Origin of the sequence: Variovorax sp., assembly GCF_965279555.1 — a bacterium.
Classification (GTDB): domain Bacteria; phylum Pseudomonadota; class Gammaproteobacteria; order Burkholderiales; family Burkholderiaceae_C; genus Variovorax.
Map to the genome: position 1 here is coordinate 4,391,410 of NZ_OZ257247.1, position 25,285 is coordinate 4,416,694.

The following is a 25,285-nucleotide window of genomic DNA, read 5'->3' on the forward strand; positions in this document are numbered from 1 at the left end:
TGTTGCTGTTCCAGGCCGTCTTATCAAACCGGAATTGCGATCCTACATTCGAGGCATCGTCACTGAAAGGCCATTGCCATGAAAGCCGTCGGCTACTACCAGCCCCTTCCCATCGACAACCCCGAATCGCTGCAGGACATCGAGCTGCCCGCGCCCCAGGCCGGCCCGCGCGACCTGCTGGTGCGCGTGAAGGCCGTGTCGGTCAACCCGGTGGACACCAAGGTCCGCAAGAATGCCGCGCCGGAAGCCGGCCAGGCCAAAGTGCTCGGCTGGGACGCCGTGGGCACGGTCGAGGCCGTCGGCAGCGGCGTGAAGAACTTCAAGGTGGGCGACCGCGTGTACTACGCCGGCTCCATCATCCGCCCGGGCGCCAATGCCGAGCTGCATGCGGTCGACGAGCGCATCGCCGCCCTCGCTCCGAAGAGCCTCGACGACGCGCAGGCCGCGGCGCTGCCGCTGACCACCATCACCGCCTATGAACTGCTGTTCGACCGCCTGCAGGTGCCCAAGGGCGGCGGCGAAGGCCAGACGCTGCTCATCACCGGCGGCGCGGGCGGTGTCGGTTCCATCCTCATCCAGCTGGCGCGCCAGCTCACCAAGCTGCGCGTCGTTGCCACGGCCTCGCGCGCCGAAACGCGCGAATGGTGCCTGGCACTGGGCGCGCACACCGTCATCGACCACTCGAAGCCGCTGGCGGCCGAGCTCAAGGCGGCGGGCATCGGCGAGGTGGACATGGTCGCCAGCCTCACGCAGACCGAGCAGCACTACGCGCAGATCATCGAAAGCCTCAAGCCCCAGGGCCAGCTCGCGGTGATCGACGACATGAAGATGCTCGACGCCATGCCGCTGAAGACCAAGTGCATTTCGCTGCACTGGGAAATGATGTTCGCGCGCTCGCGCTTCGAGACGCCCGACATCGCCGAGCAAGGCGCGCTGCTGGCCGAGGTGGCGGCGCTGGTCGACGCGGGCCGCGTGCGCACCACGGCGAACGCGAGCTTCGGCACCATCAACGCGGCGAACCTCAGGAAGGCGCATGCGCTCATCGAGAGCGGCAAGGCGCAGGGCAAGGTGGTGCTGGCGGGCTTCTGAGCCCACGACAGAGCCAGCACAATCGGGCGCATGAACGACATTGCAGCCCGCCCCCACCTCATCGAGCTCGAAACCGCGCGACTGCGCCTGCGTCAATGGCGCGAGAGCGATCTCGCGCCGTTTTTCGAGCTGGCCTGCGACCCGCAGGTGATGGAGTTCCTGCTGCCCCTGCCCACGCGCGCCGACAGCGATGCGACGGTGGAGCGCGCCAGGGCGCGCATCGCCGAGAACGGCTGGGGCTTCTGGGCCGTGGAGCACCGCGAATCGGGTGCGTTCATGGGCTTCACCGGGCTGAACTCGCCGCTGGCGGACCTGCCGTTCTCGCCGTGCGTGGAAATCGGCTGGCGCTTCGCCCGGCAGTGGTGGGGCCAGGGCTTCGCGAGCGAGGCGGCACGGGGAGCGCTGCAGGTGGGCTTCGAGCGGCTCGGGCTGGACGAGATCGTCGCCTTTACCGCGTGGAACAACATCCGCTCCGCAGCGGTCATGGAGCGCATCGGCATGCATGAAGACGAGGACGGCGCCTTCGACCACCCGCTGGTGCCCGAAGGCCACCCGCTGCGCCGGCACCGGCTCTACCGCATCGCCAGGCCGCAGGGCTGAAAAAAGCTACTTCGCCTTCGACACCCGCCACACGGCGTTGCCCACGTCGTCCGCCACGATCAGCGCGCCGCTCTTGTCGAGCGCCACGCCCACCGGCCGGCCCTGAGCCTTCTCGTCGGCCGAGAGGAAGCCCGTGAGCACATCGACCGGCGGCCCGCTCGGCTTGCCGCCGATGAAGGGCACGAACACCACCTTGTAGCCAGACTTGGGCTTGCGGTTCCACGAGCCGTGCTCGCCGATGAACACACCGTTGGCGAACTGCTCGGGCATGCCGCCCGGGCGCGAGAAGGCCATGCCGAGCGGCGCGACGTGCGAGCCCAAGGCGTAGTCGGGCGCGATGGCCTTGGCCGTCATGGCGGGGTTCTGCGGCGTGACGCGCGCGTCGACGATGCCGCCGTAGTAGCTCCAGGGCCAGCCGTAGAAGGCGCCGTCCTTCACGGAGGTGAGGTAGTCGGGCACGAGGTCGCTGCCGATCTCGTCGCGCTCGTTCACCACGGTCCACAGCGCTTTGGTGTCGGGGTCCCAGCCCATGCCGTTGGGGTTGCGCAGGCCGCTGGCGAACATGCGCTTCTCGCCCGTCTTCGTATCGACTTCCCAGATGGCGGCGCGGCCCTCTTCGGCGGCGAGGCCGTTCTCGCCGATGTTGCTGTTGGAGCCGACCGTGACGTAGAGCTTGCTGCCGTCGGCATTGGCGATCACGTTCTTGGTCCAGTGGTGGTTGATGCCGGCGGGCAGCTGCGTCACCAGCGTCGGGTTGGCGCTGACGGAGGTCTGGCCTTCGGTGTAGGGCACCTTCACCAGCGCGTCGGCGTTGGCGATGAAGAGTTCGTTGCCCACCAGCACCATGCCGTAGGGCGACATCAGGTTGGTCATGAAGACCTGCTTCACCTCGGCCACGCCGTCGCCGTCGGCGTCGCGCAGCAGGGTGATGCGGTTGGCGCTGGGCACGCCGGCACCGGCGCGGCCCATGACCTTGCCCATGACCCAGTTGCGGATCTTGGCGACGAAGCCGTCGCCGCCATCGGTGGCGCCGCCGCCGGGCTTGGGCGGCTTGTTGCTCTCGGCCACCAGGATGTCGCCGTTGGGCAGGGTGTAGACCCAGCGCGGATGGTCGAGCCCGCGCGCCAGCGCCGTGACCTTCAGGCCCTCGGCCGGAATCGGCATGGCGACGTCCGTCCAGCCGACGGCGGGAGCGACGTTCACCGTGGGAATCAGTGTCTTGTTGGGCTCGGTCAGCTGCGGGCGGGGCCCGACCGTGAGTTCCGGGGCGAGCTTGGCCGACTCGCCGCAGCCGGCGAGGAACAGCACAGCGCCCGTGGCCAGGACGGCCAGGGTGGGGAAAGCGCTCGATGCGGTGCGGGTGGGTACTTGCTGCGGTGCCTTCATGCGTGATCCTTGAGCGGCCTATGCCGCATGGCGGTCGGATCATCGCCCGCCGGCCCGCGCGGGCTGTGTCGGTCGTGGGCGCTTTATGGCGTGGGCGCACCTCATTGGCGCATCGCCGCTACCATCGCCGGATGACCGAAGACCTGTTCCGCGCCGACGCCTACCTGCGCACCTGTGAAGCCCGCATCCTGCGCATCGAAGACACCGGCATCGTGCTGGACCGCACCGTGTTCTATCCGCTGGGCGGCGGCCAGGCCGGCGACACCGGCGTGCTGGTGCTGGCCGACGGGCGCGAACTGGCCATTGCAGATACCCGCAAGGCCAAGAACGAAGAAGGCCAGCCGACGAACGAATTCCTCCATGTGCCGGCCGATGGCCAGGCCGACCTGCTGGCCGCGCTGAAGGCCGGCGACACCGTCACCGCCCGCCTCGACTGGGAGCGCCGCCACCGGCTGATGCGCTTCCACACCGCCTCCCACCTGATGTGCCACCTCGTGCCGGTGCCGGTGAACGGCTGCTCCATCACGCCCGAATACGCGCGCATCGACTTCCACATGACCGACCCGCTCGACAAGGAAGCGCTGACCGCCAGCCTCGCCAGGCTGGTCGAGGCGGCCCATCCGCTGACCGTGGGCGCCATCACCGACGAGGAACTCGACGCCAACCCGGCGCTGGTCAAGAGCATGAGCGTGCAGCCGCCGCGCGGCACGGGTACGGTGCGCACCATCCGCATCGGCGGCGGCCGCGAGGGCGAGGCGCAGATCGACTTCCAGCCCTGCGGCGGCACGCATGTTGCAAACACTGCCGAGATCGGCGCTGTCATAGTCACCAAGATCGAAAAGAAGAGCGCCAACACCCGCCGGGTGGTCCTGGGCTGGGCGCCTTCGGCGGCAGCGGCCTCCTGAAACGCCCGGAACTTCACCTCCGCAGATTGCTCCGACCCACGGCATGATTTTTTCGCGCATCCATTTCGCTACGCTTCTGATAGCAGCTGCCGCAGCCAGCATGCCGGCTGCGGCGCAGCTGGCCTCCAAGCCGGGCGCCGTGGTAACAACCCCGCACGTGCGGGCCGAACTGATCGCCCACGCCCACGACGGCGTGGCGCCCGGCAGCCCGGTGTGGGTCGGCCTGCAGATCACGCACCAGCCCGAGTGGCACACCTACTGGAAGAACGCCGGCGATTCGGGCCTGCCCACCGAAATGACCTGGACGCTGCCGGCCGGCGTGTCGACCGGCGAGATCGCGTGGCCGGTGCCCGAGAAGATCCCGGTCGGCAACCTCGCCAACTACGGCTACGAAAACACCGTGCTGCTGCCGGTGCCGCTGGAGGTGTCGACGCTCTACAAGCCGCCAATGGCGCTGGGCGGCAGCACGCCGGCCATGGACATCCAGCTCAAGGCATCCTGGCTGGTCTGCCGCAAGGAGTGCATTCCGGAGGAAGGCACCTTCTCGCTGTCCCTGCCGCTGCAGGGCTCGACCGCGCTGCACAAGGCCGAGTTCGACACCGCACAGGCCGCGCAACCGCAGCCGCTGGCCCAGCCCGGTGCCGTGGAAGTCGACGGCCACAACATTAAGGTGCGACTCGACGGCCTGCCCGCCGCCGCGCAGGGCAAGACGCTGGGCTTCTTCCCGGAGACCCCCGAGGTGATCCGCACCGCGGCCGTCTCCGGCAAGGACTGGACCCAGTCCTGGCAAGGCGGCACCTGGACCGCGACCATCCCGCTGGCCGACCAGCGCAGCGCCAGCCCCACGGTGATGCCGGTGGTGGTGGCCCTGGCCGAAGCCGACCGGCAGGCCGGCCAGCCCATCGCATGGCGCGCCGAATCGCCGGTCACCGGCAACTGGCCCACCACCGCGGCGCCGCGCGCCGAGGTGTCGCCGGCGCTGCAGGCCGCGCTGACCGCCAATGCAGCCAATGCGGCCAGGCCCGCCGAACTGCCCGCCCCCTCTTCCACCACCTTCGTGGCCGCCCTGCTGGGCGCCCTGATCGGCGGCCTGCTGCTCAACCTGATGCCCTGCGTGTTCCCGATCCTCGCGATCAAGGTGCTGGGCTTCGCGCGGCAGGCCGGCAACGACAGCGCGCACCGCAGGGCCGGGCTGGCCTACACGGGCGGCGTGATGCTGTCTTTCCTCGCGCTGGGCGGCGCCATGCTGGCGCTGCGCGCGGCCGGCGCCGGACTGGGCTGGGGCTTCCAGCTGCAATCGCCGGGCGTGGTGGCGGCGCTGGCCGCGCTGTTCACGCTGATCGGCCTGAACCTGGCGGGCGTGTTCGAGTTCGGCCGCGCCGCGCCGTCGTCGATCTGCAGCGCGCAGGCCAAGCATCCGCTGGCCAACGACTTCCTCTCTGGCGTGCTCGCCGTGGTGATCGCCTCGCCGTGCACCGCGCCCTTCATGGGCGCATCGCTGGGCTTCGCGATCAGCCTGCCGGCCGCCCAGGCCTTGCTGCTGTTCGCGGCGCTGGGCTTCGGGCTGGCGCTGCCTTACCTGGCTGCCAGCTTCGTGCCTGCCGTGGCGCGCCTGCTGCCCAAGCCGGGACCGTGGATGCACACGCTGCGCCGCCTGCTCGCGTTCCCGATGTTCGCCACCGTGGCGTGGCTGGTCTGGGTGCTGGGCCAGCAAAGCGGCATCGACGGCGCCGGCACGCTGCTGGCGCTGCTGGTGTGCATGGCCGCCATCGTCTGGGCGTTCACGCTGCGGGGCCGCACGCGGATCGTGATCGCGGCCGTGATGATCGCCTTCACCGCGGTGCTCACCGCCGCCATCGGCCGCAATGTGTTGCAAGTCGTGGAGCCCGCCAGGCTGGCTTCGACGGACGGCACCGGCCAGCCGCAGCGCTGGCAGCCGTGGTCGGCCGAGCGCGTGGCCGAGCTGTCGGGCGCGGGCCAGCCGGTGTTCATCGACTTCACCGCCGCCTGGTGCGTGACCTGCCAGTACAACAAGAAGAGCACCCTGGCCGACGCCCAGGTGCTGGCCGACTTCGACGCCAAGAAGGTCGCCATGCTGCGCGCCGACTGGACCCGGCGCGACCCCGCCATCACGGCGGCGCTCACCGCCCTGGGCCGCAGCGGCGTGCCGGTGTACGTGCTGCAGGCGCCGGGCAAGCCGCCGGTCGTGCTGACCGAGATCCTGGGCAAGGACGAAGTGCGCGCCGCCATAGCCGCACTTTGACCACCGGCGTGACATGGGTTGTCACATGCACTTGAAGAAACCGTTCTAAGCTGCAGTTGTTGTTTGGAATTTTGTTTTGGAGTTCAAGCTGGCCATGTCTCTTTCGCCAACCACAGACTCGCGTTCCCTTCGTGCCGCGCGCCATGCCCGCGCCGCCTTGAGCCGGGCTTCCCGCCGCGCCGTCGTCGCGGCAGCCGTGGCGCTGGGCGCCACCTTCCTCATGGGCTCCAATGCCGTCGCGGCCCCCGCCGTGGGCCAGCAGGCGCCCGATTTCGTTGCCGTCGACACCACCGGCGCCAAGCACAAGCTGTCCGACTTCGCGGGCAAGTTCGTCGTGCTCGAGTGGACCAACCCCGGCTGCCCCTTCGTGCGCAAGCACTACGGCAGCGGCAACATGCCCGCCACGCAGAAGGCCGCGACCGACAAGGGCGTGGTGTGGCTCGCCATCAATTCCACCGAGCGCGCCGCCAGCGACTACCTGAAGCCCGATGCGCTCGACGCGTGGATGAAGTCGCAGAAGGCCGCCCCCACCGCCGTGCTGATGGACGAAGACGGCCTCATCGGCCAGGTCTACGGCGCGCGCACCACGCCGCACATCTTCATCATCGACCCCAAGGGCACGCTGGTGTACGCGGGTGGCATCGACAGCATCGCCTCGGCGCGGCCCGACGACATCAAGACCGCGACCAACTACGTCAGCCAGGCGCTGGGCGAGGCCTTCGGCGGCAAGCCCATATCGGCGGCCAGCACGCGGCCCTACGGCTGTTCGATCAAGTACAAGACCTGATACGACCTGATACGCCCTGATGAGTGAAATCCGGGGAACGGCCGGCTACGGCGCCAATGCCGCGGTGCTGGCGCAGCAGTATGAAAGCCTGCGCTTCGAAGACGTCCACCGCGAGGTGCTGCACCTGTTTCCCAGCGCGCCAATCCGGGTGCTGGACATCGGCGCCGGTTCCGGGCGCGACGCCGCCGCGCTCGCCGCGCTGGGTCATCGGGTGGTGGCGGTCGAGCCCACGCCCGAACTGCGCGCCGAAGGCATGCGCCGCCACGCCGCGCTGCCCATCGAGTGGATCGACGACCACCTGCCCGGCCTGCACCGCACACGGGCGCTGGGCGTGCGCCACGACCTGATCCTGCTGACCGCCGTCTGGATGCACCTGGACGCCGCCGAACGCGCCGCTGCCATGGAAGCCCTGGCAGCGCTGGTGGCCGAAGGCGGCCAGGTCGCGATGTCGCTGCGCCACGGCCCCGTGCCCCAAGGCCGCCGGATGTTCGACGTATCCGCCCGGGAAACCGCCGAACTCGCGGACCGGCACGGACTGCGGCAGCGCTTCCTGGGCGAGCGCGAGGACATGCTCGACCGCGCGGACGTGCGCTGGAGTTTCCTGGTCCTCCAGCGCCCCGCGTGACAGCTACCTGACCCGCGCAGTCAGGCAGCGGTCGGGAAGCCCGGCCTACCCTTGGCAGACATACATGCCACAGGGGACAACAAGATGAATCCCGCGCCTTCCACCGCGCAAAAGGGCGCTGCCGCCGTGCACGCTTCGCCCGCAAGCTCCTCGAAATTCGCCACCGTCCTGCGCGTGACCGGCGGCAACTTCATGGAGATGTTCGACTTCTTCCTGTTCGGCTTCTACGCCACGCAGATCTCGAAGGCGTTCTTCCCGGCCGGCAACGAGTTCGCCTCGCTGATGCTGACCTTCATGACCTTCGGCGCCGGCTTCCTGATGCGACCGCTGGGCGCGATCTTCCTGGGCGCTTACGTCGACCGCGTCGGCCGCCGCAAGGGGCTGATCGTCACGCTCGCGCTGATGGCCGTGGGCACGCTGCTGATCGCCTGCGTGCCGGCCTACGCCACCATCGGCCTGGCGGCGCCGCTGCTGGTGCTCATCGGCCGGCTGCTGCAGGGCTTCTCGGCCGGCGTGGAACTGGGCGGTGTGTCGGTGTACCTGTCGGAAATGGCCACGCCGGGGCACAAGGGCTTCTACGTGAGCTGGCAGTCGGCCAGCCAGCAGGTGGCCATCGTCGTCGCGGCCGCGCTCGGCTACTGGCTCAACGTGACCTTCACTTCGCAGGAGATCGGCGACTTCTACTGGCGCGTGCCCTTCTTCGTGGGCTGCCTGATCGTGCCGGTGCTGTTCATCATCCGCCGCTCGCTGCAGGAGACCGAGGAGTTCATGGCGCGCAAGCACCGCCCCGACGCGCGCGAGATCTTCCAGTCGATGGTCGCCAACTGGGGCCTCGTGCTCGCCGGGATGATGCTGGTGTCGATGACCACCGTGTCGTTCTACCTGATCACCGTCTACACCCCCACCTTCGGCAAGTCGGTGCTGCACCTGAGCACCACCGACGCGCTGATCGTCACGCTGTGCGTGGCCATCTCCAACTTCATCTGGCTGCCGATCATGGGCGCGCTGTCGGACCGCGTGGGCCGCAAGCCGCTGCTGATACTGTTCACGGTGCTGACCATCCTCACGGCATATCCGGCGCTCAAGTGGCTGGTCGGCGAACCGAGCTTCGCGCGCATGCTCGCGGTCGAGCTGTGGCTGTCGTTCCTCTATGCGAGCTACAACGGCGCGATGGTGGTGGCACTGACCGAAGTGATGCCGGTGAACGTGCGCACGGCCGGCTTCTCGCTGGCGTACAGCCTGGCCACCGCGGTGTTCGGCGGCTTCACGCCGGCAATCGCCACCGGCCTGATCGAGATGACCGGCGACAAGGGCGCGCCGGGCCTGTGGATGACGGCCGCCGCGGTGTGCGGCCTGATCGCGACGCTGGTGCTGTACCGGCGCAACGTGAACCCGGCGGACGCAGGGCGCGTGCCGGTGGTCTGATTTTTCTTCTTCACACCAGCCGCAGGCCGCCGTCGCACTCGAGCACCGTGCCCGTGGTGTAGCCGTTCTCGATCAGGAACTGGATCGCATGCGCCACGTCCTGCGGCCGCCCCACGCGGCCGACAGGCAGCGTCTCGACCTGCTGGCGGAACAGGTCGTCCTTCATCGCGGTGGGCACGCGGTTCCACCAGGGTGTGTCGACGAGGCCCGGTGACACGGCATTCACCCGGCTCGGCGCCAGCTCGCGCGCCAGGCTGCCCACCATCGCTTCGATCGCGCCGTTGATCGCAGCCAGCCCCGCGGTGCCGGGCAGCGAATTGCGCGCGGAAATCGCGGTCACGAAAGTCAGGCTGCCGCCCTTGCGCAGCACCCGTGCGCCGGCCTGCGCCGCCTCGAGCTGCGGCCAGAACTTGGCCTCGAAACCGCTGCGCAGCGACTGGAGATCGAGCTGCGCGAACTCGCCCGCACCCTCGCCACCGCTGAGCGTGAGCACCAGGTGATCGACGGGCCCGGTCTTCCCGAAGAAGGCATCGAGCGCGCCGCGGTCGCGGGCGTCGAAGGCCGCGCCGCTCACGTTCGCACCCAGGCCGCCGATGGCCTCCTGCAGCTTGTCGTTGTCGCGCCCGGTCGCAATCACGCGCGCGCCGGTTGCCGCCATCCGGCGAACGGTCTCGAGCCCCACGCCCGACGACCCGCCGACCACCACCACTGTCTGTTGTTCCAAAGCCATGCCGACTCCTTTGAATGACTGATGAAGAAAGTGCCTTCAGGTTAGGCAGCGGCGCTCTATCATTCAAATCGTTTGGAATCATGGAATACATCAACGAAAGTGATTTCAGGCGGCTCGACCTGAACCTGCTGCTGGTGTTCCACGCGCTGCTGCACGAACGCAGCGTCACGCGCGCGGCTCAGCGCCTGTTCATCGGCCAGCCTGCCCTGAGCGGCGCGCTCAAGCGCCTTCGCGCGGCCCTGGGCGACGAGCTGTTCGTGCGCACCTCGCACGGCATGACACCGACTCCGCGCGCGCTCGAACTCGCGCGCGTCATCGAGCCGCTGCTGCTGTCGCTGCAGCAGGCGTTGCACGCACGGCCGGTATTCGATCCGTCCAAGGCCGAGCGCGTGTTGCGCATCGGCCTGAGCGATGCGCTCGAAGTGGCGCTGATGCCCCGCCTCATGCAGCTGCTGTCCGAACAGGCGCCGGGCGTGCGGCTCATCGCGCGCGCTGCCGACCGCACGAATGCCCCCGCCATGCTCGACGCGGCCGAGATCGAACTGGCCGTGGGCGTCTTCACCGACTGCGCCGCGTGGCACAGGCAGCGCGCGCTGTTCGGCTGGCACTTCGTCTGCGTCTACAACGCCGCGCTCGTGAAGACGCGGGGCAGGAAGATCACGCTGGCGGAGTACCTGCGACACCCGCACCTGCTGACCTCGTTCAGCGCCGACCTGAGCGGCCTCGTCGACGACCTGCTGCGCGAACAGGGGCATGCGCGCCAGGTCGTGTTCTCCAGCCGCAACTTCGCGACCAGCCCCTTCATCGTGCGGCAGATGCCCGCCATCACCACCGTGCCCACCTTCGCCGCCGCCGCGTGGCGCGACGCGCTCGGGCTGGCGGTGAGCCCGCTGCCTTTCGAAACACCGGCCTACGAGGTGTCGCTGCTGTGGGCGGGGGCGCGCGACGGCGATCCAGGCCTGCAGTGGCTGATCGGCCTCATGGCCGAGGTGTTCGGCGAGAAGCCCGTGCGTTGATCCAGCGCGCACCGTGCGTTGACCGGGAGCGCAGCACCCACGGTGTCCCGGGTGGAAACACCGATGATGTCGCGCCCCCGCGTGCCTATCCTGCGGAAGCGCTTCCGGGCGCCCTCCACGGAACCCACGGCATGAACGCACACCACTTCAGCACGCTGCTCGAACACCCCGCCGACCGGCAGGCCTGCTGGGGCCGGATCAACACCAGCTACTTCGGCGCGCTGAACGTGCAGTGCCTGGACACAGGCACCTTCGACGCGCGCATGGACGCCTACGAACTCGGCCCGCTGGGCATGTTCATGATCGAGGCGCCCTCGCACCGCGTGGCGCGGCCCGACATGCGCAGCGAGATCGCGCTCGACGAGCACTACAAGCTGGTGCTGCAGCTAGAAGGCCACGGCCACATCTCGCAGCGCGACCGCGAGTTCCACCTGCACCCCGGCGACTGGAGCCTGTACGACCCGCGCGTGCCCTACGCCATCACCAACCCCGAGCGCTCGCGCCTGCTGGCCATCACCATCCCGCGCCAGCAGTTCAAGGGCATGAAGATCCCCGACCTTCACACCTGCGAGGCGCACACGCCGGCCATGCAGGGGCTCTACGCGGTGCTCGGCTCCTTCCTCACCTCGCTGGCCGACCAGCTGCCCTCGCTGCCCAACGCAGTCGGCCGCTCGGTCAGCGACACCGTGCTGGGCCTGCTGGCCTCCACGCTGGCCACCCACTCCGACGAGCAGTTCGGCGCGCAGCCGGTGCCGGGCGTGCTGAAGGCGCGCGTGAAACAGTTCGTGCACACGCACCTCGCCGACCCGGCCCTGTCGCTCGATCTCATCGCGCAGCAGCTGCGTTGCTCCAAACGTTACCTGCACCGCGTGTTCGAGGACGAGGAACAGACGCTCGACCGCTTCATCTGGCAGATGAGGCTCGAGCGCTGCAGCGAGGCGCTGCGCAACGCGGCCGGCCGTCGCACGTCGGTGTCGGAGATCGCCTTTGCCTGGGGCTTCAACAGCAGCGCGCATTTCTGCCGCGTGTTCAAGGCGCAATACGGCGTGTCGCCGCGCGAGTTCCAGCGGCGCGAGACCGGGAGCGCGGCAGCTTCAGCGATGCTCGCGCACTAGGCTCTGCGGCCTTCCTCTTGTTTGCGAGCCCTGGACTTCCTGGCAAAGAGCCCCTCGCACAGGCCGCGCAGCCAGCGATTCGCGGGGTCCTGGTTGTAGCGCGCATGCCAGTGCTGCTTGACGGTGAAGGGCGGCACGGGCACCGGGCAATCGAACACCGCGAGCCCGTTGGTGCGGGCCAGCGTCTCGCCGATCTGGCGGGGCACGGTGGCCACGAGGTCGGTGGTCGAGACGATGGCGGCCAGGCCCAGGAAGCCGGGCAGCTCCAGCAGGATGCGCCGCTCGACGCGGTGCCGCAGCAGTGCAGCCTCCAGCAGTTGCACGCCCGTGCCGCCGACGATGCCGATGTGCGCCTCGGCCTTGTAGTCGCGCAGGCCCATGCCCTTCGAGCCGACGCGCGGATGCCGTGCATTCACCAGGCACACCCAATCCTGCGGATACAACACCTGTTGGTAGAAACCTGATTCGAGCCACGGCACCAGTCCGATCGCGAGGTCGGCCTGGCCTGACTGCAGCGCCTGCCCGGTCTGATCGTCGATGCGCGCAGCCTCCAGGCGAATGCCCGGGCCCACCGCGCGCACATGCGCCAGCAGTTGCGGCAGCAGCGTGATGTGGCTGGCATCCGTCATGCAGATGCGAAAGCGCCGTGTGGCGCTCGACGGATCGAACACTTCCTGCGGCGCGGCCACGCGGCGCAGCGCCGCCAGTGCCTCGCGCGCCGGAACGATCAGTTCGTCCGCGCGCGGCGTCGGCTGCATGCCTGCCGCGGTGCGCACGAACAGCTCGTCGCCCAGGTGCCTGCGCAGCCGGCCCAGCCAGTTGCTCACCGTCGGCTGGCTCTGGCCGAGCTGGTCGGCCGCGCGCGTCACGCTCTGCGTGGTGTAGATCAGGTCGAACAGGCGCAGCAGCTTGAGGCTGAGAAGGCCCGCGCTCGCATCGAGGTTGTCGTCGTCGGCATTCATTTCAAAACGGAATGTAGACCATTTGCCCCATGTCATGGACGAGATGTTCGTCCAAACCTATCTTCAAGGCATTCCTTCGAGACACTCCTTCGAGAGACAGGCATGAAAATCTATTTCCTGGGCGCTGGCGCCCTCGGCTGCGCCATCGGCGGCACGCTCGCCGCCGGCGGGTCGGACGTCACGCTCATAGACCCGTTCCAGGCGCACGTCGACGCCATCCAGCGCGACGGCCTCCTCATGAAGGAAGGCGACTCGGAGCGCCGCGTCAAGGTGCGCGCAGCGACCAGCGTCGAGGGCCTGCCGCCGGCCGACCTGGTGATCGTGCTGGTCAAGTCCTTCCACACGCGCTCGGCCATCGAAGGCGCGCTGTCGATCGTCGGACCCGACACCGCGCTGATGTCGCTGCAGAACGGCATGGGCCACGAGGAGATCCTGGCCGACGTCGCCGGCCGCGCGCACGTGCTGGCCGGCAAGACCTACGTCGGCGGCGTCCTGCTCGGCCCGGGCCGCGTCATTGCAGGCACGCGCGGCAAGCGCACGGTGATCGGCGAACTCGACGGCAGCGTGAGCGAACGCGCCAGGGCCGTCGCGGCCGAGTTCGAGCGCGCCGCACTCCCTTGCGAGGTCAGCGACAACATCCTGGGCGTGATGTGGGACAAGCTGCTCATCAACGTCTCGACCGGCGCGCTCAGCGGCATCACGGGCCAGGTGTACGGCAGCCTCTACGCGGTGCCCGAGATCGAGGCCACGGCCATCGCCGCCGTGGCCGAGGCCATGGCCGTCGCGCGGGCCATCGGCGTGAAGCTGTCGATCAAATCGCCGCGCGATGCATGGGTGATGGCCGCCGAAGGCCTGCCCTACGAATTCAAGACCTCGATGCTGCAGAGCCTGGAGAAGGGCTCAATCACCGAGATCGATTTCATCAATGGCGCGGTGGTGCGCGCCGGGCTCCAGCACAACGTGCCGACGCCGGTCAACCAGACGCTGGTTGCGGCAATCAAGGGCATCGAACGCCGGCTGGAGGCGAAATGAGCACGCCGCGCGCCTATGTGGAGCACGTCGCCATCTGGGTGAAGGACATCCACTGGCACATCAAGTTCTTCCACGACGTCTGCGGCATGACGATGCGCGAAGTGCAGGGCACGCTCGAAGAGCCGGTGCAGTACTGGACCCTCGGCGGCATGCAGTTCATGGCCAAGCCGGACTACGCAGGGCCTGAAGGCCGCCTCGGCCATCTCGGCGTGATGTGCGAAGACCTCGAAGCCGCACTCGCCGCCGCGCGTGCCTTCGGCGTGACCGAAATGCCGCAGGGCCGCAACTGGCTGCGCCTGCCGGACGGCCTGGCCGTCGAGTTCATCCAGGCCAGCGCCGGCGCCGTGGCGCGCGCGCTCGCCATCGATCCCCGCGCCTGAAGAACCGTCACCAATACAGAGACACACACACCATGACCGCCTTGACCATCGAAGACAAGTACTGGGACGACGCCGTCGTCGGCCAGGAGTGCATCAGCCCGCCCTATGAAGTGACGGAGGCGCGCGTGATGGCGTATGCCGACCTCACCGGCGACCACACCCCCGTTCACACCGACGAAGCCTATGCGCGCACCACGCCCTTCGGCACCCGCGTGGCGCACGGGCTGTTCGGCCTGTCGGTGGCCGACGGGCTCAAGACGAAGAGCGACATGCGCTTCATGCCGGGCATGTCGCTCGGCTGGGAATGGAGCTTCGTGGCCCCCATCAAGCTCGGCGACACGGTGCGCGTGAAGTTCCACGTCGGCAGCAAGCGCGAATCGAAGAGCAAGCCGGGCTGGGGCATCCTCGTGCTGCCGTCCGAGCTCATCAACCAGCGCGACGAGGTCGTGCAAAAGGGCGAGCACCGCGTGATGGTGCCGAGGAAGCCGGCATGAGCGCGTCGCCAAAACAAGCGTTGCCGCTGGCCGGCTTCCGCGTCGTCGACTACAGCCACTTCCTGGCCGGGCCCTACGTCGGCCGCTGCCTTGCCGCGCTCGGTGCGGAAGTCATCAAGGTCGAGCGTCCCGGCACGGGCGATGCAGGACGTCAGCATGCGTGGTTCGTCGGCGACCACAGCGGCTATTTCCTGCAGCAGAACATGGGCAAGAAGGGCCTCAGCGTGAACACGAAGGACCCGCGCGGCCGGGCACTGATGAAGAAGCTGGTCGACAGCGCCGACGTGTTCGTCGAGAACTACCGCCCCGGCGCGCTCGACAAGCTGGGCCTGGGCTATGCCGAACTCGCCGAGACCAACCCCGGCCTGGTGTACTGCTCGATCTCGGCCTACGGCCACACCGGCCCCGACTCGCACCGCGCCGGCTTCGGCCTCATCGCGGAAGCCAAGAGCGGCATCATGCAGATGGTCGGCAACCCGGGCGAAGCACCGCCGCTGCTGCGCATCTCGCTGGGCGACATGTACACCGGCATCCACGCGGTCGCCGCAATCAACGCCGCGCTGCTGGGACGGGTGAAGTCCGGCCGCGGGCAGCACATCGACATGGCGCTGTACGACACGCTGGTGTCCATGCACGAGTACGCGGTGCAGTGCTACACGCTCTCCAACGGACAGGAAGTGCCGGTGCAGACCGGGCACGACATGCCCAATTCCACGCTCTACGGCGTGTTCCGCGCGCAGGACGGCGACCTCGTGATCGCCGCGCAGGTGGACGACGCCTGGAAGCGCTTTGCCGCGCTGGTCGAGCAGAACGGCGGCCCCGCGGGCTTCGGCAGCGACACGCGGCTGCACGCTTCGGCCGGGCGCAATGCCCATCGCGCCGGGATCCTCGAGGTGGTGAAGCCGTGGGTGGCGGCGCGGCCGGTCGCGCAGGTGCTGAAGATGCTGGACGGCATCGACGTGCCTGCCGCCAAGGTTCAGCGCATCGACGAAGTGCTGGCCGATCCGCAGATCCATGCGCGCGGCATGGTGGTCGAGCAGGCGCATCCGGTGCTCGGAAAGATCCGCCTGCCGAACCTGCCCTTCCACATGTCGGGCTGCGACACCTCGATCACGCAGGTGGCGCCCGAACTGGGCGAGCACAACGCGGAAATCGCGGCGAGCCTCGGCTTCGACGCCGCGCAGATCGCCGACATGCAGGCCGACGGCGTGCTCTACAGCAAGTAAGGAAACAGCCATGACCGACAAGTACGCCGTGATCGGCAACCCGATAGGGCACACCAAGTCGCCGATGATCCACGGCAGCTTCGCGCAGGCGACCGGCCAGGACATCGACTACAGCGCGATCGAAGGCTCGCTGGAGCGCTTCGCCGACGACGTGCACGCATTCCGCACGGCGGGCGGACGCGGAATGAACGTCACCGCCCCGTTCAAGCTGCAGGCCTATGCACTGGCCACCGAACGGCTCGAACGCGCCGAGCTCGCCGGCGCCACCAATGCGCTCAAGTTCGAAGGCGAGCGCATCCTTGCCGACAACTTCGACGGCGTGGGCCTGACCAACGACATCCAGCGCAACCTGGGCTTCCCGCTCGAGGGCGCGCGCATGCTGGTGCTCGGCGCGGGCGGCGCGGTGCGTGGCGCGCTGTTGCCCTTTCTCGCGCAGCAACCGAGCGTGGTCGTATTGGCGAACCGCACGGAGACAAAGGCCATCGACCTTGCAAAGCAGTTTGCCGGGCATGGCCGAGTGCAAGGCTGCGGCTACGGCGATCTGGCAGGCGAGCGATTCGACATCGTCATCAACGGCACCTCCGCGAGCCTCAGGGCCGAATTGCCGCCCCTGCCCGCGCAGGCGCTGCAGGGTGCGAGGCTGGCCTACGAGCTCGCCTACGGCAAGGGCCTGACGCCCTTCCTGCGGCTGGCGCAGAACGTCGGTGTGCCGAAACTGGCAGACGGCGTCGGCATGCTCGTGGAACAGGCGGCGGAAGCCTTCCTGTGGTGGCGTGGCGTGCGGCCCGACACGCGCAGCCTCATCGACCGCATGACCATTCCCCTGGCCTGACCCGGCGACCTGGAGACGCCCCATGAAGATCCTCATGCTGCACGGCATCAACCACAACATGTTCGGCAAGCGCGACCCGAAGCAATACGGCACGGTGACGCTGGCCGAGATCGACGCGCAATTACAGGCACTCGGCAAGGAGCTAGGCACCGAGGTCGAGAGCTTCCAGACCAATTGCGAAGGCGCGATGTGCGAGCGTATCCACCGCGGCTTCACCGAGGGCGTGGACGCGGTGCTCATCAACGCCGGTGCCTGGACGCACTACAGCTACGGCATTCGCGACGCGCTGGCGATCCTCACCGTGCCGGTCGTCGAGCTGCACATGTCGAACATCCATGCGCGCGAGACGTTTCGCCATCACTCGGTGTTCGCCGAGATCGTGAAAGGACAGGTCTGCGGCTTCGGCGTGGACAGCTACCTGCTCGGCCTGCGCGCGGCGGTGACGGCGGCGCGAGGCTGAACCAGCGAGTTGTTGGCGGGCAAAGGGGGATCCGAAGCGCAAAGCGCCAGCGCAATCCCGATGTTCGGGGATACGCGCATGACGAAAGCGTAATTCCGGTGTCGGTCTGCCGCGCAGGCAGCCTTTCTAGAGTCGGTTCCACCAACTCCACAGAAAGGAACTCCTCGTGAAACGCACCCTGATCGCCCTGGGCACCCTCGCCTTCTTCTCCACCGCCTTCGCGCAGCAACCGCACGCCCACAGCGCGGAAGCCGAAGCCGACTTCGACAGCAAGCCGCAGGCCGCCGCTGAAGCGAAGAAGAACAACAGGCAGCCTGGTGCGGTGCGCATCAAGGACGGCGGCACCGCGCGCGGCGAAGGCTCCGCAGTACCGGCGCCCAGCAAGACGGAGAAAGCCGGCGAAGCCCGCGCCGAGGCGCGCGAGGCCAAGCCGCACAGCGTGCCCAAGCCCGGCGCCACGCCCAAGTAAGCCGCGCCGGCAGGCGTTCTTCAAGCCGCCGCGAGATAGCTGCTGTGCAGTATCTCCGGCCGGCTGCGCAGTTCTTCCGACGAGCCTGCGAAGGCCATGCGGCCACGCTCCAGCACGTAGGCGCGGCTCGACACCGCGAGCGCCACCGTGGTGAACTGTTCGATCAGCAGCACGCCCATGCCTTCGCGCGCGACCTGCTGCACCACCTCCACCAGCCGCTTGACCACCGTGGGCGCGAGCCCCAGCGAGAGTTCGTCGATGGCCAGGTAGCGCGGCCTGCCGATCAGCGCCTGCGCGATGCAGACCATCTGCTTCTGGCCGCCCGAGAGCGAACGCGCGGGCAGCGCAAGCTTCACGCGCAATTCCGGAAACACCGCGAGCACCTGCTCCACCGCATCGGCCACGCGCGCAGCGGGCAACGCCGTGGCGGCGGCGCGCAGGTTGTCGAGCACCGAGAGATCGCCCAGCACGCGGTGGCCCTCGGGCACCACCGCCACGCCGAGCGCACGCACGCGCTCGGGCCGCTGTCCGTGCAGCGCATGGCCCTCGACCTCGATGCGTCCGCCCGCGAGTGGCAGCACGCCGCCGATGGCCATCACCGTGCTGGACTTGCCCGCGCCGTTCGCCCCCAGCAGCGCCGTCACTTCGCCGGGCGGCACCTGCAGGTCGATGCCGTGCAGTACCGCCTTGCCGCCGCGCTGCAGGCGCAGATCGTTCACGCTCAGCATGTGCTTGTCACTCCGTTCCGAGGTAGGCCTTGCGCACGGCCGGGTCGTCGAGTACCTGTCGCGTCGGGCCGAGCGCGAGGCGGCGGCCGAAATCGAGCACCAGGGTCTGCGTGCAGGTGGCCGCGATCAGGTCGACGTCGTGGTCGATCAGCAGCACCTGCGCGCCGCAGAAAGCGTGCACCGAGCCGATCACGCGGCGCAGCGTGCCGGCCTCCTGTTCGGTGAGGCCCGCGCCGGGTTCGTCGAGCAGGAGCAGCTTGGGCGCGCCCACCAGCGACTTCGCGATCTCCAGCATGCGGCGCTGGAACAGGTTGAGCCGATGGCCTGCCACCGTGGCCGCATCGAGCAGGCCGGTGTGCGCCAGCGCGCGCGTGACCTGCGCCACCGCATCGCCGCGCGCATGCGGCACATGGTCGAGCAGGGCGCGCACGTTGTCCCACACGCTCAAGTCTTCCACCACCTGCTCGGTCTGGAACGACCGGCGCAGGCCGAAGCGCACGCGCTCGATGGGCTTCAGGCCCAGCAGGTCGGCGCCGTCCACTGCAACGGAGCCACTGCGCGGCAGCACGAGGCCGCTGAGCACGTTGACCAGCGTGGTCTTGCCCGCGCCGTTGGGGCCGATGAGGCCGCACACCGGCGCATCGAGCTCGGCGCTCAGCGCGTCGATGGCCTTGACGCCGCCGAAGGCGACGGTGAGATCGCTGATGCGGATCATGGCGCGGCATCCTTGCCGCCAAGCAGCCGCCGGCGCACTGCGGCGAAGGCGCCGAGCAGTTGCCCCGCGATACCGCTCGGCGCGGTGATGAGGGCATGCAGCAGCGCCACGCCGAAGAAGATCATCGCCAGATAGCCATTCACCCCGAAGTCCGTCAGCAGCGCCGGCACCGCGCGAAGCAGCAGGCCGGCAATCAGTGCGCCCGCCCAGTTGTAGACCCCTCCCACCACCGTGAGCGCGAACAGCATCACCGAGTCGCCGGCGGTGAAGGCGCGTCCGTCGAGCTGCCCCACGCCACCAGCAAGCAATGCGCCCGCCACGCCGGCGCAGAAGCCCGCGAGGCCGAAGGCCCAGGTCTGGTAGCGCAGGATGTTCACGCCGGCCGCCACGGCCGCCGCCTCGCCGCGCCGGATCAGCGCCCACGAGCGCCCGGCGCGCGTGCGCCGGTGCAGTTCGATCAGCGCCAGCACCGCCGCCAGCCACACTGCCACGTAGCGGAAGTACGCCGCGTCGGACAGCGCCAGCGCGGGCCTGGGCATCATCAGCCGCTCGCTGCCGAACACCCGGCCCAGCCATCCCGCGCCGCCGTCGGGAAAGCCCGTGACGTTGATGAGCACCTGGAAGCCGCCCGCCATCATCATCGTCACGAGCGCCAGGTACAGCCCCTTGAGCCGCAGCGCCGGCAGCCCCGCCAGCATGCCCACCACGCACGACAGCAGCCCGCCCGCGAGCACCGACAGCTCGAAGGGCCAGCCCAGGCCGTGTCCCGCGCGCAAGGCGATCCAGCCGCCGGCGCCGAGCAGCGCGTACTGGCACAGCGACACCAGCCCGAGCTGCCCGTAGAGCAGCGCCACGCCGGCCGCCGCGATCGACAGCGCGAGCGATGAAGTGAGCGTCTTGATCCAGTAGGCATTGGCCAGCCACGGCACGACGAGCCCGATGAGCAGCACGCAGCCCACCATCACCGCCAGCGAGATGCGCGCGCGGCGCGATGCTTGCGCGAGCGAAGCCGGTGGCCCCTGCACGTCATGCGCCGGCACGGCCCCGGCGATGGTCGAAGAAGCGCTCATGCCTGCCGCGTCCCGGTGCGATAGAACACGATCATCGCCAGCGCGATCAGGAACGGCGTGGCCGTGCGGAACGCCGCGAAGCCCGGCACCGTGATCGCCAGCGCCTCCAGCACGCCGATGGCGATGCCGCCCGCCACAGTGGCCGGCAGCGAGTGCAGGCGGCCGATGATGGCGGCGGCAAAGGCCGGAATCACCAGGAAGGTCAGCAGCGTGGCCTGCAGCCGCACGATGTTGGCAAGCAGCAGCCCGCACACGCCGGCGAAGGCGCCGCTGAGCACCCAGGCCACCGTGTCGACGCCCAGCACGCGGATGCCGAGCAGCGCGCTCAGGTCGCGGTCATTGGCCAGCGCGCGCATCTTCAGGCCCACGCGCGTCTTCGACAGCAGCAGGCCCACGCCGCCCATCATCAGCACGGCCAGCGCGAGCCCCAACGCACGGGTGTGGGTAAGCCGCACCTCGACTTCGCCCAGCACGAAGTCGATGGCGCCCGCGTCGGTCGGCAGCACCAGCCGGCGCGGCTGCTCGCCCCAGTACCACTCGGTGAAGCCGACCACCACCAGCGCGAAGCCCAGTGTCGCGATGCTGCGGATGGTCGGGTCGCGGTGCGAGAGCCGCGGCGCCAGCAGCCGTCCGTACGCCAGCGACAGCAGCATCGACGTGACGATTGCGGCGGACCACGCCAGCGCCTGCGGCCAGTCCGCTTCGAGCATGGACCAGGCCACGTAGGCACCGATTGCGCCGATGGCACCGAAGGCGAAGTTCAGCACGCCCGAAGACCGGTAGAGCACCACCAGCCCCACGCCGGAAAGCGCATACACCGCGCCCAGGCCCAGGCCCGAGATGACGAAAGGCAGGTAGTCGTCCATGGCCGGGCGCGCCTACTTCAGGCCCATCTTCTGCTCGTCGGCGCGGATGTCGACCAGCTCCGGGTCGTCCGCCGTCAGGCAGCCGCCGGGGGCGAAGCGCCAGCCGTTGCCGTCGGGGCTGGCGACCGGGCCGCTGTTGTTGGCGTTGTGGCGGTTGCCGTTGCCCACGTAGAAGGGCTTGCAGAGGATGTCGCTCCTGAAGTCGCTCACCTTGCGAAGCGCATCGGTCACGCCGGCGCGGTCGATCTTCTTCGGGTCCATCTTCAGGAGCGCCTGCGTCACGATGCGCGCCGCCACGTAGCCGCCTTGCGAGAAGGTGTCGCGCGGATCGCTCTTCGCGCCGTACCTGTCCATCACCGCGAGCCAGTTCTTGTTGTCGGGGCCGGCAGATTCGAGCGGGTTGAATTCGAGGTTGACGTCGAAGTTGCCCTTCCAGTAGGGACCGATGGCCTTGGGCACGTCGGTGTTGTAGGCCGGCGCGGCCGACACGAAGTGGATCTTCCTGCCGATGTTCTGCTGCTCGGCGGCCGCCAGCATAGGCACCAGGATGCCCTTGGGCACGTTCATGATGATGGTGTCGGGCTTCTTCGCGGCGGCCTGCAGCATGGTGGAGGTGGCGTCGGCCGAACCGGGGTCGATGGCGATGGTCTCGACCTCCACGCCGTTCTTCCTGCCCCACTCCTTCGGCCCTTCGCAGGCCCAGTTGCCCAGGCTGGGGATGTTCGGAATGATGCAGACCATCTTCCTGGCCTTGTACTTCTGCGCGGCGTACATGGCGGCGATGGTGGCCGACACGCGCGGCCCCGCGTTCACCGGCACGTAGTTGCGCGCGTTGAAGCACTCGCGCGGCACGCCGGTGCCGGCGATGACCATCACGCCCTCATCGGCGTACATCTTGGCGTTGGCGCCGCACTCCACGAAGCTGGTGCTGCCCGCGAGCGCGACCACCTTGCGGTCCTTCACGAGCTTGGAGGCGACCTGCGCGGCGGTCTCCGGGTTCCACTGGTCGTCGACCACGATGTAGTCGACCGGGCGGCCGTTGATGCCGCCGTTGGCGTTCACGCACTTGAAGTACGCGGCCGCCGCCTGGCCCGAGGCGCTGAAGTCGTCGGGGCCGGTCTTGCCGACCACCGCGCCGATGGGAATGGGCTCGCCCGTCGCGGGCTTGCCGGTGTTGAGGCCGCAGTCGGGGCCCGACTGTGCCCATGCACTGCCCGCGCCCGCGATACCCATGGCGCCGACCGCGACGGACAGCGCAATCTTCTTCTGGATCTTCTTCATGATGGATGTCTCCTTTTCTTGTGACCGGAACCCGGCGGCTACACCGCCATGCACACGCTCTTGAGCTCGGTGAAGCTCTCGACCGCCGCGCGCCCCAGGTCGCGCCCATAGCCCGACTGCTTCACGCCGCCCAGCGGCAGTGCGTTGTCGAGCACGTTGTGCGCGTTGACCCAGACCACGCCCGCCTGCAGGCGCGGCACGATGCGGTGCACGGCCGAGAGGCTGTTGGACCACACGCTGGCGGCCAGGCCGTAGGCGCTGTCGTTGGCCATGCGGATCGCGTCTTCCACGTCGTCGAAGGGAACGACCGTCGCGACCGGGCCGAACACCTCCTCGCGCACGATGCGCATCGAAGGCTTTGCGTCGACGAACACGGTGGGCTTCACGAAGCAGCCGCCATCGAAGGCCCGGCCGCCGCCGGTGACCAGCGTCGCGCCCTCGGCCACCGCACCGTCGATGTGCGCCATCACGCGGTCCATGTGGCGCCTGGAGACGAGCGGGCCGAACTGCGCCTGCGGATCGAAGCCCGAGCCGATGTGCAGCCCTTCGGCCGCCTGCGCGAGTTGCGCCACTACCTTGTCGAAGATGCCGCGCTGCACATACACGCGCGAGCCCGCGGTGCACACCTGCCCCTGGTGGAAGAAGATGCCATTGGCCGCGCCTTGCGCCGCTGCCGCCGGGTCGGCGTCGTCGAGCACGATCAGCGGCGACTTGCCGCCCAGCTCCAGCGTGAAGCGCGCCATGTTGTCGACGGCGGCATGGCCGATCTGCCGGCCCACGCCGGTCGATCCGGTGAAGCTGATCTTGCGGATGTCCGGATGCGCAGCGAGCGCGGCGCCGGCCGTGGCGCCGCGTCCGCACACCACGTTGAGCGCACCCGGCGGAAAGCCCGCCTCGATGGCCAGTTCGGCCAGCCGCAGCGCGGTGAGCGGTGTTTCCTCCGAAGGCTTGAGCACCACGGTGCAGCCTGCCGCGAGCGCGGGCGCGACCTTCCACAGCGCGATGGCCAGCGGAAAGTTCCAAGGCACGATGGCGCCCACCACGCCGACCGGTTCGCGCCGCGTGTAGGTCACCCACTGCGGACCCGGAATGCCGATGGAATTGTCCAGCGTCTGGCCTTCGAGCTTGGTGGCCCAGCCCGCCATGTAGCGCACGAACTCGGCGCCTGCGCCCACATCGACCATGCGCGCGATGCCGCGCAGCTTGCCGCTTTGCAGCGTCTCGAGCGCGCTGAGTTCATCGGCGTGCGATTCGATCAGCGTCGACAGCGTGTAGAGCATGCGCTCGCGGTCGGCAGGGCGCAGCGATTTCCATGCGGCGCTCTCGAAGGTGCGGCGCGCGCTGGCGACGGCGGTGTTCACGTCAGCCGCGTCGCTGTCGGGCGCCTCGGCCACGGTCATCTCGGTGGCGGGGTCGACCACCGGCAGGTAGCTGCCGCCGGCGGGGGGCGCCTCGCGGCCGTCGATGTGGTTGCCACGCCGGCGCTGTGCCAGCAGGCCCACCTGGCCGAGGTGTTCGATCGACAGGTCTCGCAGATTCATGAAGAGGCTCCGGGGCGATGCGTTGAAAAAGAGAAAGAAGAAAGTGCTGTCACTGCATGGCGCGCGCCACGAGCAGGGTGTCGGTGAACTGCTCGAAGCGCCGCACCTTGCCGCCCTGCACCTGCCACACATGGGTGACGCGCGCGTGCATGGCCTTGCCGGTGGCGCGGTTGCGGCCGTGGTACTCGCCGATGCCGACCACGGTGTCGCCGCCGTCGACCAGCCGCTCCAGCACGAAGCGGTAGCCCTCCCACTCGGCGCCCAGCGCCTTGAAGACCTTCTCGATCACCTGCGCCGGGCCGACGTGCGTGCCGGCGCAGGGGAAGCCGGCCATCTCGGTCCACTGCACGTCGTCGGCCACGTCGGCGAACATGGCATCGAGGTCTTGCCGGTCGGAAGCGGCGTAGTGATCGGCAACGATCTGGTGGGGCGTGCGCATGAATCGAGGCTCCTGGGTGTGACAGCGAAAAAGGGAAAGATCAGACCGGCCCGAACTCGGGTGGATAGAAGGTCTGCGAGGCCTTGCGCATGAAGGCGCCCGCAGGGTTGTTGGCGACTTCGCCGGCGCCGGTGACGCCGAGGAACTTGCCGGTCGAGCGGCCGCGCGCAAAGTCGAAGAAGAACACCGACGCCACCGGAATCAGGAACTCGCGGAAGGTGAAGACGTACTGCTCGTCGTCGAACTTCCAGTAGCTCGCCAGGTCGACGTCGCCGTGGCCGCGCTGCACGCCGACCAGGCACTGCCAGGCGTAGCGCTCCGAGCTCAGGTAGGTGTGCTCGTAGGTGTGGTTGGGGCTGTAGGTCTGCCAGGTGCGCAGGCCGATGAGGTCGCGCGTGGCGTGCGGAACAAGGCCGGTGGCATCGCCGCCTTCGAGCGTGCCGGCCCGGAAGTCTTGCGGCACGCGCGGCTGGCCCGCCGCTTCCTCGGCACTGACGATGCGGCAGCGGATGGCGAGCACGCGGCGCGTGCGCGTGTTGAGCACCACGGTCAGTGCCTCGGTGGGCCGGCTGGCCTGCGTGATGTCGAGGAAGAAGGTGTCTGGCGCGACCTCGATGGCCTCGTACCAGTCGCCCTGTGCCTGCCCGCCGCGTGCGCCCTTTTCCTGCCAGTCGATCGTGTGCTGCGTGCGCGGCTTCAACGTCAGGCGGAACTCGGGCAGGGCCAGCACCAGCGTCCGGCCCGCAAGCGCGTCGGTGGGCGGCAGGCGGTTGGTGGCGATGCCGAGTGCGAACTGGTCGTAGGTCTTCCAGTCGGCAGGACTGGTGGTGGTGTCTGTGCTCATGGCGT

General features: G+C 68.9%; 27 protein-coding genes. 16 read left to right on the plus strand and 11 right to left on the minus strand.

Going from position 1 to position 25,285, the window contains the following annotated elements; translation table 11 throughout:
• The first annotated feature begins 78 nt into the window (after positions 1–78).
• Positions 79–1,089 carry a zinc-binding alcohol dehydrogenase family protein gene (locus ACQY8B_RS20645; protein WP_422088415.1) on the plus strand — a complete coding sequence of 337 codons (1,011 nt, stop codon included), beginning with the start codon at positions 79–81 and terminating at the stop codon, positions 1,087–1,089.
• Positions 1,090–1,119: 30 nt separating this feature from the next.
• Positions 1,120–1,689: a GNAT family N-acetyltransferase gene (locus ACQY8B_RS20650; protein ID WP_422088416.1), complete on the plus strand. Its 570-nt coding sequence runs from the start codon at positions 1,120–1,122 to the stop codon at positions 1,687–1,689.
• Between the two features lie 6 nt (positions 1,690–1,695).
• Here ACQY8B_RS20650 and ACQY8B_RS20655 read toward each other — a convergent pair whose 3' ends face one another.
• Positions 1,696–3,075, minus strand: a complete 1,380-nt coding sequence (locus ACQY8B_RS20655; RefSeq protein WP_422088417.1) for a PQQ-dependent sugar dehydrogenase — start codon at positions 3,073–3,075, stop codon at positions 1,696–1,698.
• A gap of 131 nt (positions 3,076–3,206) precedes the next feature.
• Here ACQY8B_RS20655 and ACQY8B_RS20660 point away from each other — a divergent pair, with 131 nt between their 5' ends.
• From ACQY8B_RS20660 to ACQY8B_RS20680, 5 genes are all read left to right on the plus strand, one after another.
• On the plus strand, positions 3,207–3,980 hold the full coding sequence (locus ACQY8B_RS20660; RefSeq protein ID WP_422088418.1) for an alanyl-tRNA editing protein: 774 nt from the start codon (positions 3,207–3,209) through the stop codon (positions 3,978–3,980).
• Between the two features lie 43 nt (positions 3,981–4,023).
• On the plus strand, positions 4,024–6,243 hold the full coding sequence (locus ACQY8B_RS20665) for a protein-disulfide reductase DsbD family protein (RefSeq protein ID WP_422088419.1): 2,220 nt from the start codon (positions 4,024–4,026) through the stop codon (positions 6,241–6,243).
• Positions 6,244–6,337: 94 nt separating this feature from the next.
• Positions 6,338–7,030, plus strand: a complete 693-nt coding sequence (locus ACQY8B_RS20670; RefSeq protein WP_422088420.1) for a thioredoxin family protein — start codon at positions 6,338–6,340, stop codon at positions 7,028–7,030.
• A 19-nt stretch (positions 7,031–7,049) separates the two neighbouring features.
• A complete protein-coding gene (locus ACQY8B_RS20675) occupies positions 7,050–7,655 on the plus strand; it encodes a class I SAM-dependent methyltransferase (RefSeq protein WP_422088421.1) in 606 nt (201 codons plus the stop codon).
• A gap of 84 nt (positions 7,656–7,739) precedes the next feature.
• A complete protein-coding gene (locus ACQY8B_RS20680) occupies positions 7,740–9,080 on the plus strand; it encodes an MFS transporter (RefSeq protein WP_422088422.1) in 1,341 nt (446 codons plus the stop codon).
• A 10-nt stretch (positions 9,081–9,090) separates the two neighbouring features.
• Here the strand turns inward: ACQY8B_RS20680 and ACQY8B_RS20685 are convergent, their stop codons facing one another.
• Complete coding sequence (locus ACQY8B_RS20685) at positions 9,091–9,810, minus strand: SDR family oxidoreductase (protein ID WP_422088423.1); 720 nt, start codon at positions 9,808–9,810, stop codon at positions 9,091–9,093.
• A gap of 80 nt (positions 9,811–9,890) precedes the next feature.
• Here ACQY8B_RS20685 and ACQY8B_RS20690 point away from each other — a divergent pair, with 80 nt between their 5' ends.
• Together ACQY8B_RS20690 and ACQY8B_RS20695 are read left to right on the plus strand one after the other, a co-directional pair.
• Complete coding sequence (locus tag ACQY8B_RS20690) at positions 9,891–10,826, plus strand: LysR family transcriptional regulator (RefSeq protein WP_422088424.1); 936 nt, start codon at positions 9,891–9,893, stop codon at positions 10,824–10,826.
• 131 nt (positions 10,827–10,957) lie between these two features.
• Positions 10,958–11,941 carry a helix-turn-helix domain-containing protein gene (locus ACQY8B_RS20695; protein WP_422088425.1) on the plus strand — a complete coding sequence of 328 codons (984 nt, stop codon included), beginning with the start codon at positions 10,958–10,960 and terminating at the stop codon, positions 11,939–11,941.
• Here the strand turns inward: ACQY8B_RS20695 and ACQY8B_RS20700 are convergent.
• The gene (locus ACQY8B_RS20700) at positions 11,938–12,903 is read right to left on the minus strand and encodes a LysR family transcriptional regulator (protein WP_422088426.1); all 966 of its coding nucleotides are present in this window, start codon (positions 12,901–12,903) and stop codon (positions 11,938–11,940) included. The two genes, ACQY8B_RS20695 and ACQY8B_RS20700, sit on opposite strands and share 4 nt — an antisense overlap.
• Positions 12,904–13,005: 102 nt before the next feature.
• Here ACQY8B_RS20700 and ACQY8B_RS20705 point away from each other — a divergent pair, with 102 nt between their 5' ends.
• The 7 genes from ACQY8B_RS20705 (at position 13,006) to ACQY8B_RS20735 (ending at position 17,796) form a co-directional block, all read left to right on the plus strand.
• Positions 13,006–13,935: a ketopantoate reductase family protein gene (locus tag ACQY8B_RS20705; protein ID WP_422088427.1), complete on the plus strand. Its 930-nt coding sequence runs from the start codon at positions 13,006–13,008 to the stop codon at positions 13,933–13,935.
• The gene (locus tag ACQY8B_RS20710; RefSeq protein ID WP_422088428.1) at positions 13,932–14,315 is read left to right on the plus strand and encodes a VOC family protein; all 384 of its coding nucleotides are present in this window, start codon (positions 13,932–13,934) and stop codon (positions 14,313–14,315) included. Before ACQY8B_RS20705 ends, ACQY8B_RS20710 begins: the two co-directional genes overlap by 4 nt.
• A gap of 41 nt (positions 14,316–14,356) precedes the next feature.
• Entirely contained in the window at positions 14,357–14,809 is a 453-nt protein-coding gene (locus ACQY8B_RS20715) for a MaoC family dehydratase (RefSeq protein ID WP_258355227.1), read from the plus strand.
• Entirely contained in the window at positions 14,806–16,035 is a 1,230-nt protein-coding gene (locus ACQY8B_RS20720) for a CaiB/BaiF CoA transferase family protein (protein WP_422088429.1), read from the plus strand. Before ACQY8B_RS20715 ends, ACQY8B_RS20720 begins: the two co-directional genes overlap by 4 nt.
• A gap of 10 nt (positions 16,036–16,045) precedes the next feature.
• A complete protein-coding gene (gene aroE, locus ACQY8B_RS20725) occupies positions 16,046–16,867 on the plus strand; it encodes a shikimate dehydrogenase (protein ID WP_422088430.1) in 822 nt (273 codons plus the stop codon).
• A gap of 22 nt (positions 16,868–16,889) precedes the next feature.
• A complete protein-coding gene (gene aroQ, locus ACQY8B_RS20730) occupies positions 16,890–17,327 on the plus strand; it encodes a type II 3-dehydroquinate dehydratase (RefSeq protein ID WP_422088431.1) in 438 nt (145 codons plus the stop codon).
• A 166-nt stretch (positions 17,328–17,493) separates the two neighbouring features.
• A complete protein-coding gene (locus ACQY8B_RS20735) occupies positions 17,494–17,796 on the plus strand; it encodes a hypothetical protein (protein WP_422088432.1) in 303 nt (100 codons plus the stop codon).
• A 20-nt stretch (positions 17,797–17,816) separates the two neighbouring features.
• On the opposite strand, the gene ACQY8B_RS20740 is transcribed toward ACQY8B_RS20735, so the two are convergent.
• Genes ACQY8B_RS20740 through ACQY8B_RS20775 form a run of 8 tightly spaced genes read right to left on the minus strand, consistent with a single transcriptional unit; the run spans position 17,817 to position 25,280 of the window.
• A complete protein-coding gene (locus tag ACQY8B_RS20740) occupies positions 17,817–18,524 on the minus strand; it encodes an ABC transporter ATP-binding protein (RefSeq protein ID WP_422088433.1) in 708 nt (235 codons plus the stop codon).
• Between the two features lie 7 nt (positions 18,525–18,531).
• The gene (locus ACQY8B_RS20745) at positions 18,532–19,239 is read right to left on the minus strand and encodes an ABC transporter ATP-binding protein (protein ID WP_422088434.1); all 708 of its coding nucleotides are present in this window, start codon (positions 19,237–19,239) and stop codon (positions 18,532–18,534) included.
• Complete coding sequence (locus ACQY8B_RS20750) at positions 19,236–20,309, minus strand: branched-chain amino acid ABC transporter permease (RefSeq protein WP_422088435.1); 1,074 nt, start codon at positions 20,307–20,309, stop codon at positions 19,236–19,238. Before ACQY8B_RS20750 ends, ACQY8B_RS20745 begins: the two co-directional genes overlap by 4 nt.
• Positions 20,306–21,175 (minus strand): branched-chain amino acid ABC transporter permease, encoded by an 870-nt coding sequence (locus tag ACQY8B_RS20755; protein WP_422088436.1) that lies wholly within the window; start codon positions 21,173–21,175, stop codon positions 20,306–20,308. Before ACQY8B_RS20755 ends, ACQY8B_RS20750 begins: the two co-directional genes overlap by 4 nt.
• Before the next feature lie 12 nt (positions 21,176–21,187).
• Positions 21,188–22,456, minus strand: coding sequence for an ABC transporter substrate-binding protein (locus ACQY8B_RS20760; RefSeq protein WP_422088437.1), 1,269 nt, complete (start codon positions 22,454–22,456; stop codon positions 21,188–21,190).
• A gap of 38 nt (positions 22,457–22,494) precedes the next feature.
• Positions 22,495–23,997, minus strand: coding sequence for an aldehyde dehydrogenase family protein (locus tag ACQY8B_RS20765; RefSeq protein ID WP_422088438.1), 1,503 nt, complete (start codon positions 23,995–23,997; stop codon positions 22,495–22,497).
• Between the two features lie 49 nt (positions 23,998–24,046).
• Positions 24,047–24,436 (minus strand): nuclear transport factor 2 family protein, encoded by a 390-nt coding sequence (locus tag ACQY8B_RS20770; RefSeq protein ID WP_422088439.1) that lies wholly within the window; start codon positions 24,434–24,436, stop codon positions 24,047–24,049.
• A gap of 40 nt (positions 24,437–24,476) precedes the next feature.
• The gene (locus tag ACQY8B_RS20775) at positions 24,477–25,280 is read right to left on the minus strand and encodes a MoaF C-terminal domain-containing protein (protein ID WP_422088440.1); all 804 of its coding nucleotides are present in this window, start codon (positions 25,278–25,280) and stop codon (positions 24,477–24,479) included.
• Positions 25,281–25,285 lie beyond the last annotated feature (5 nt).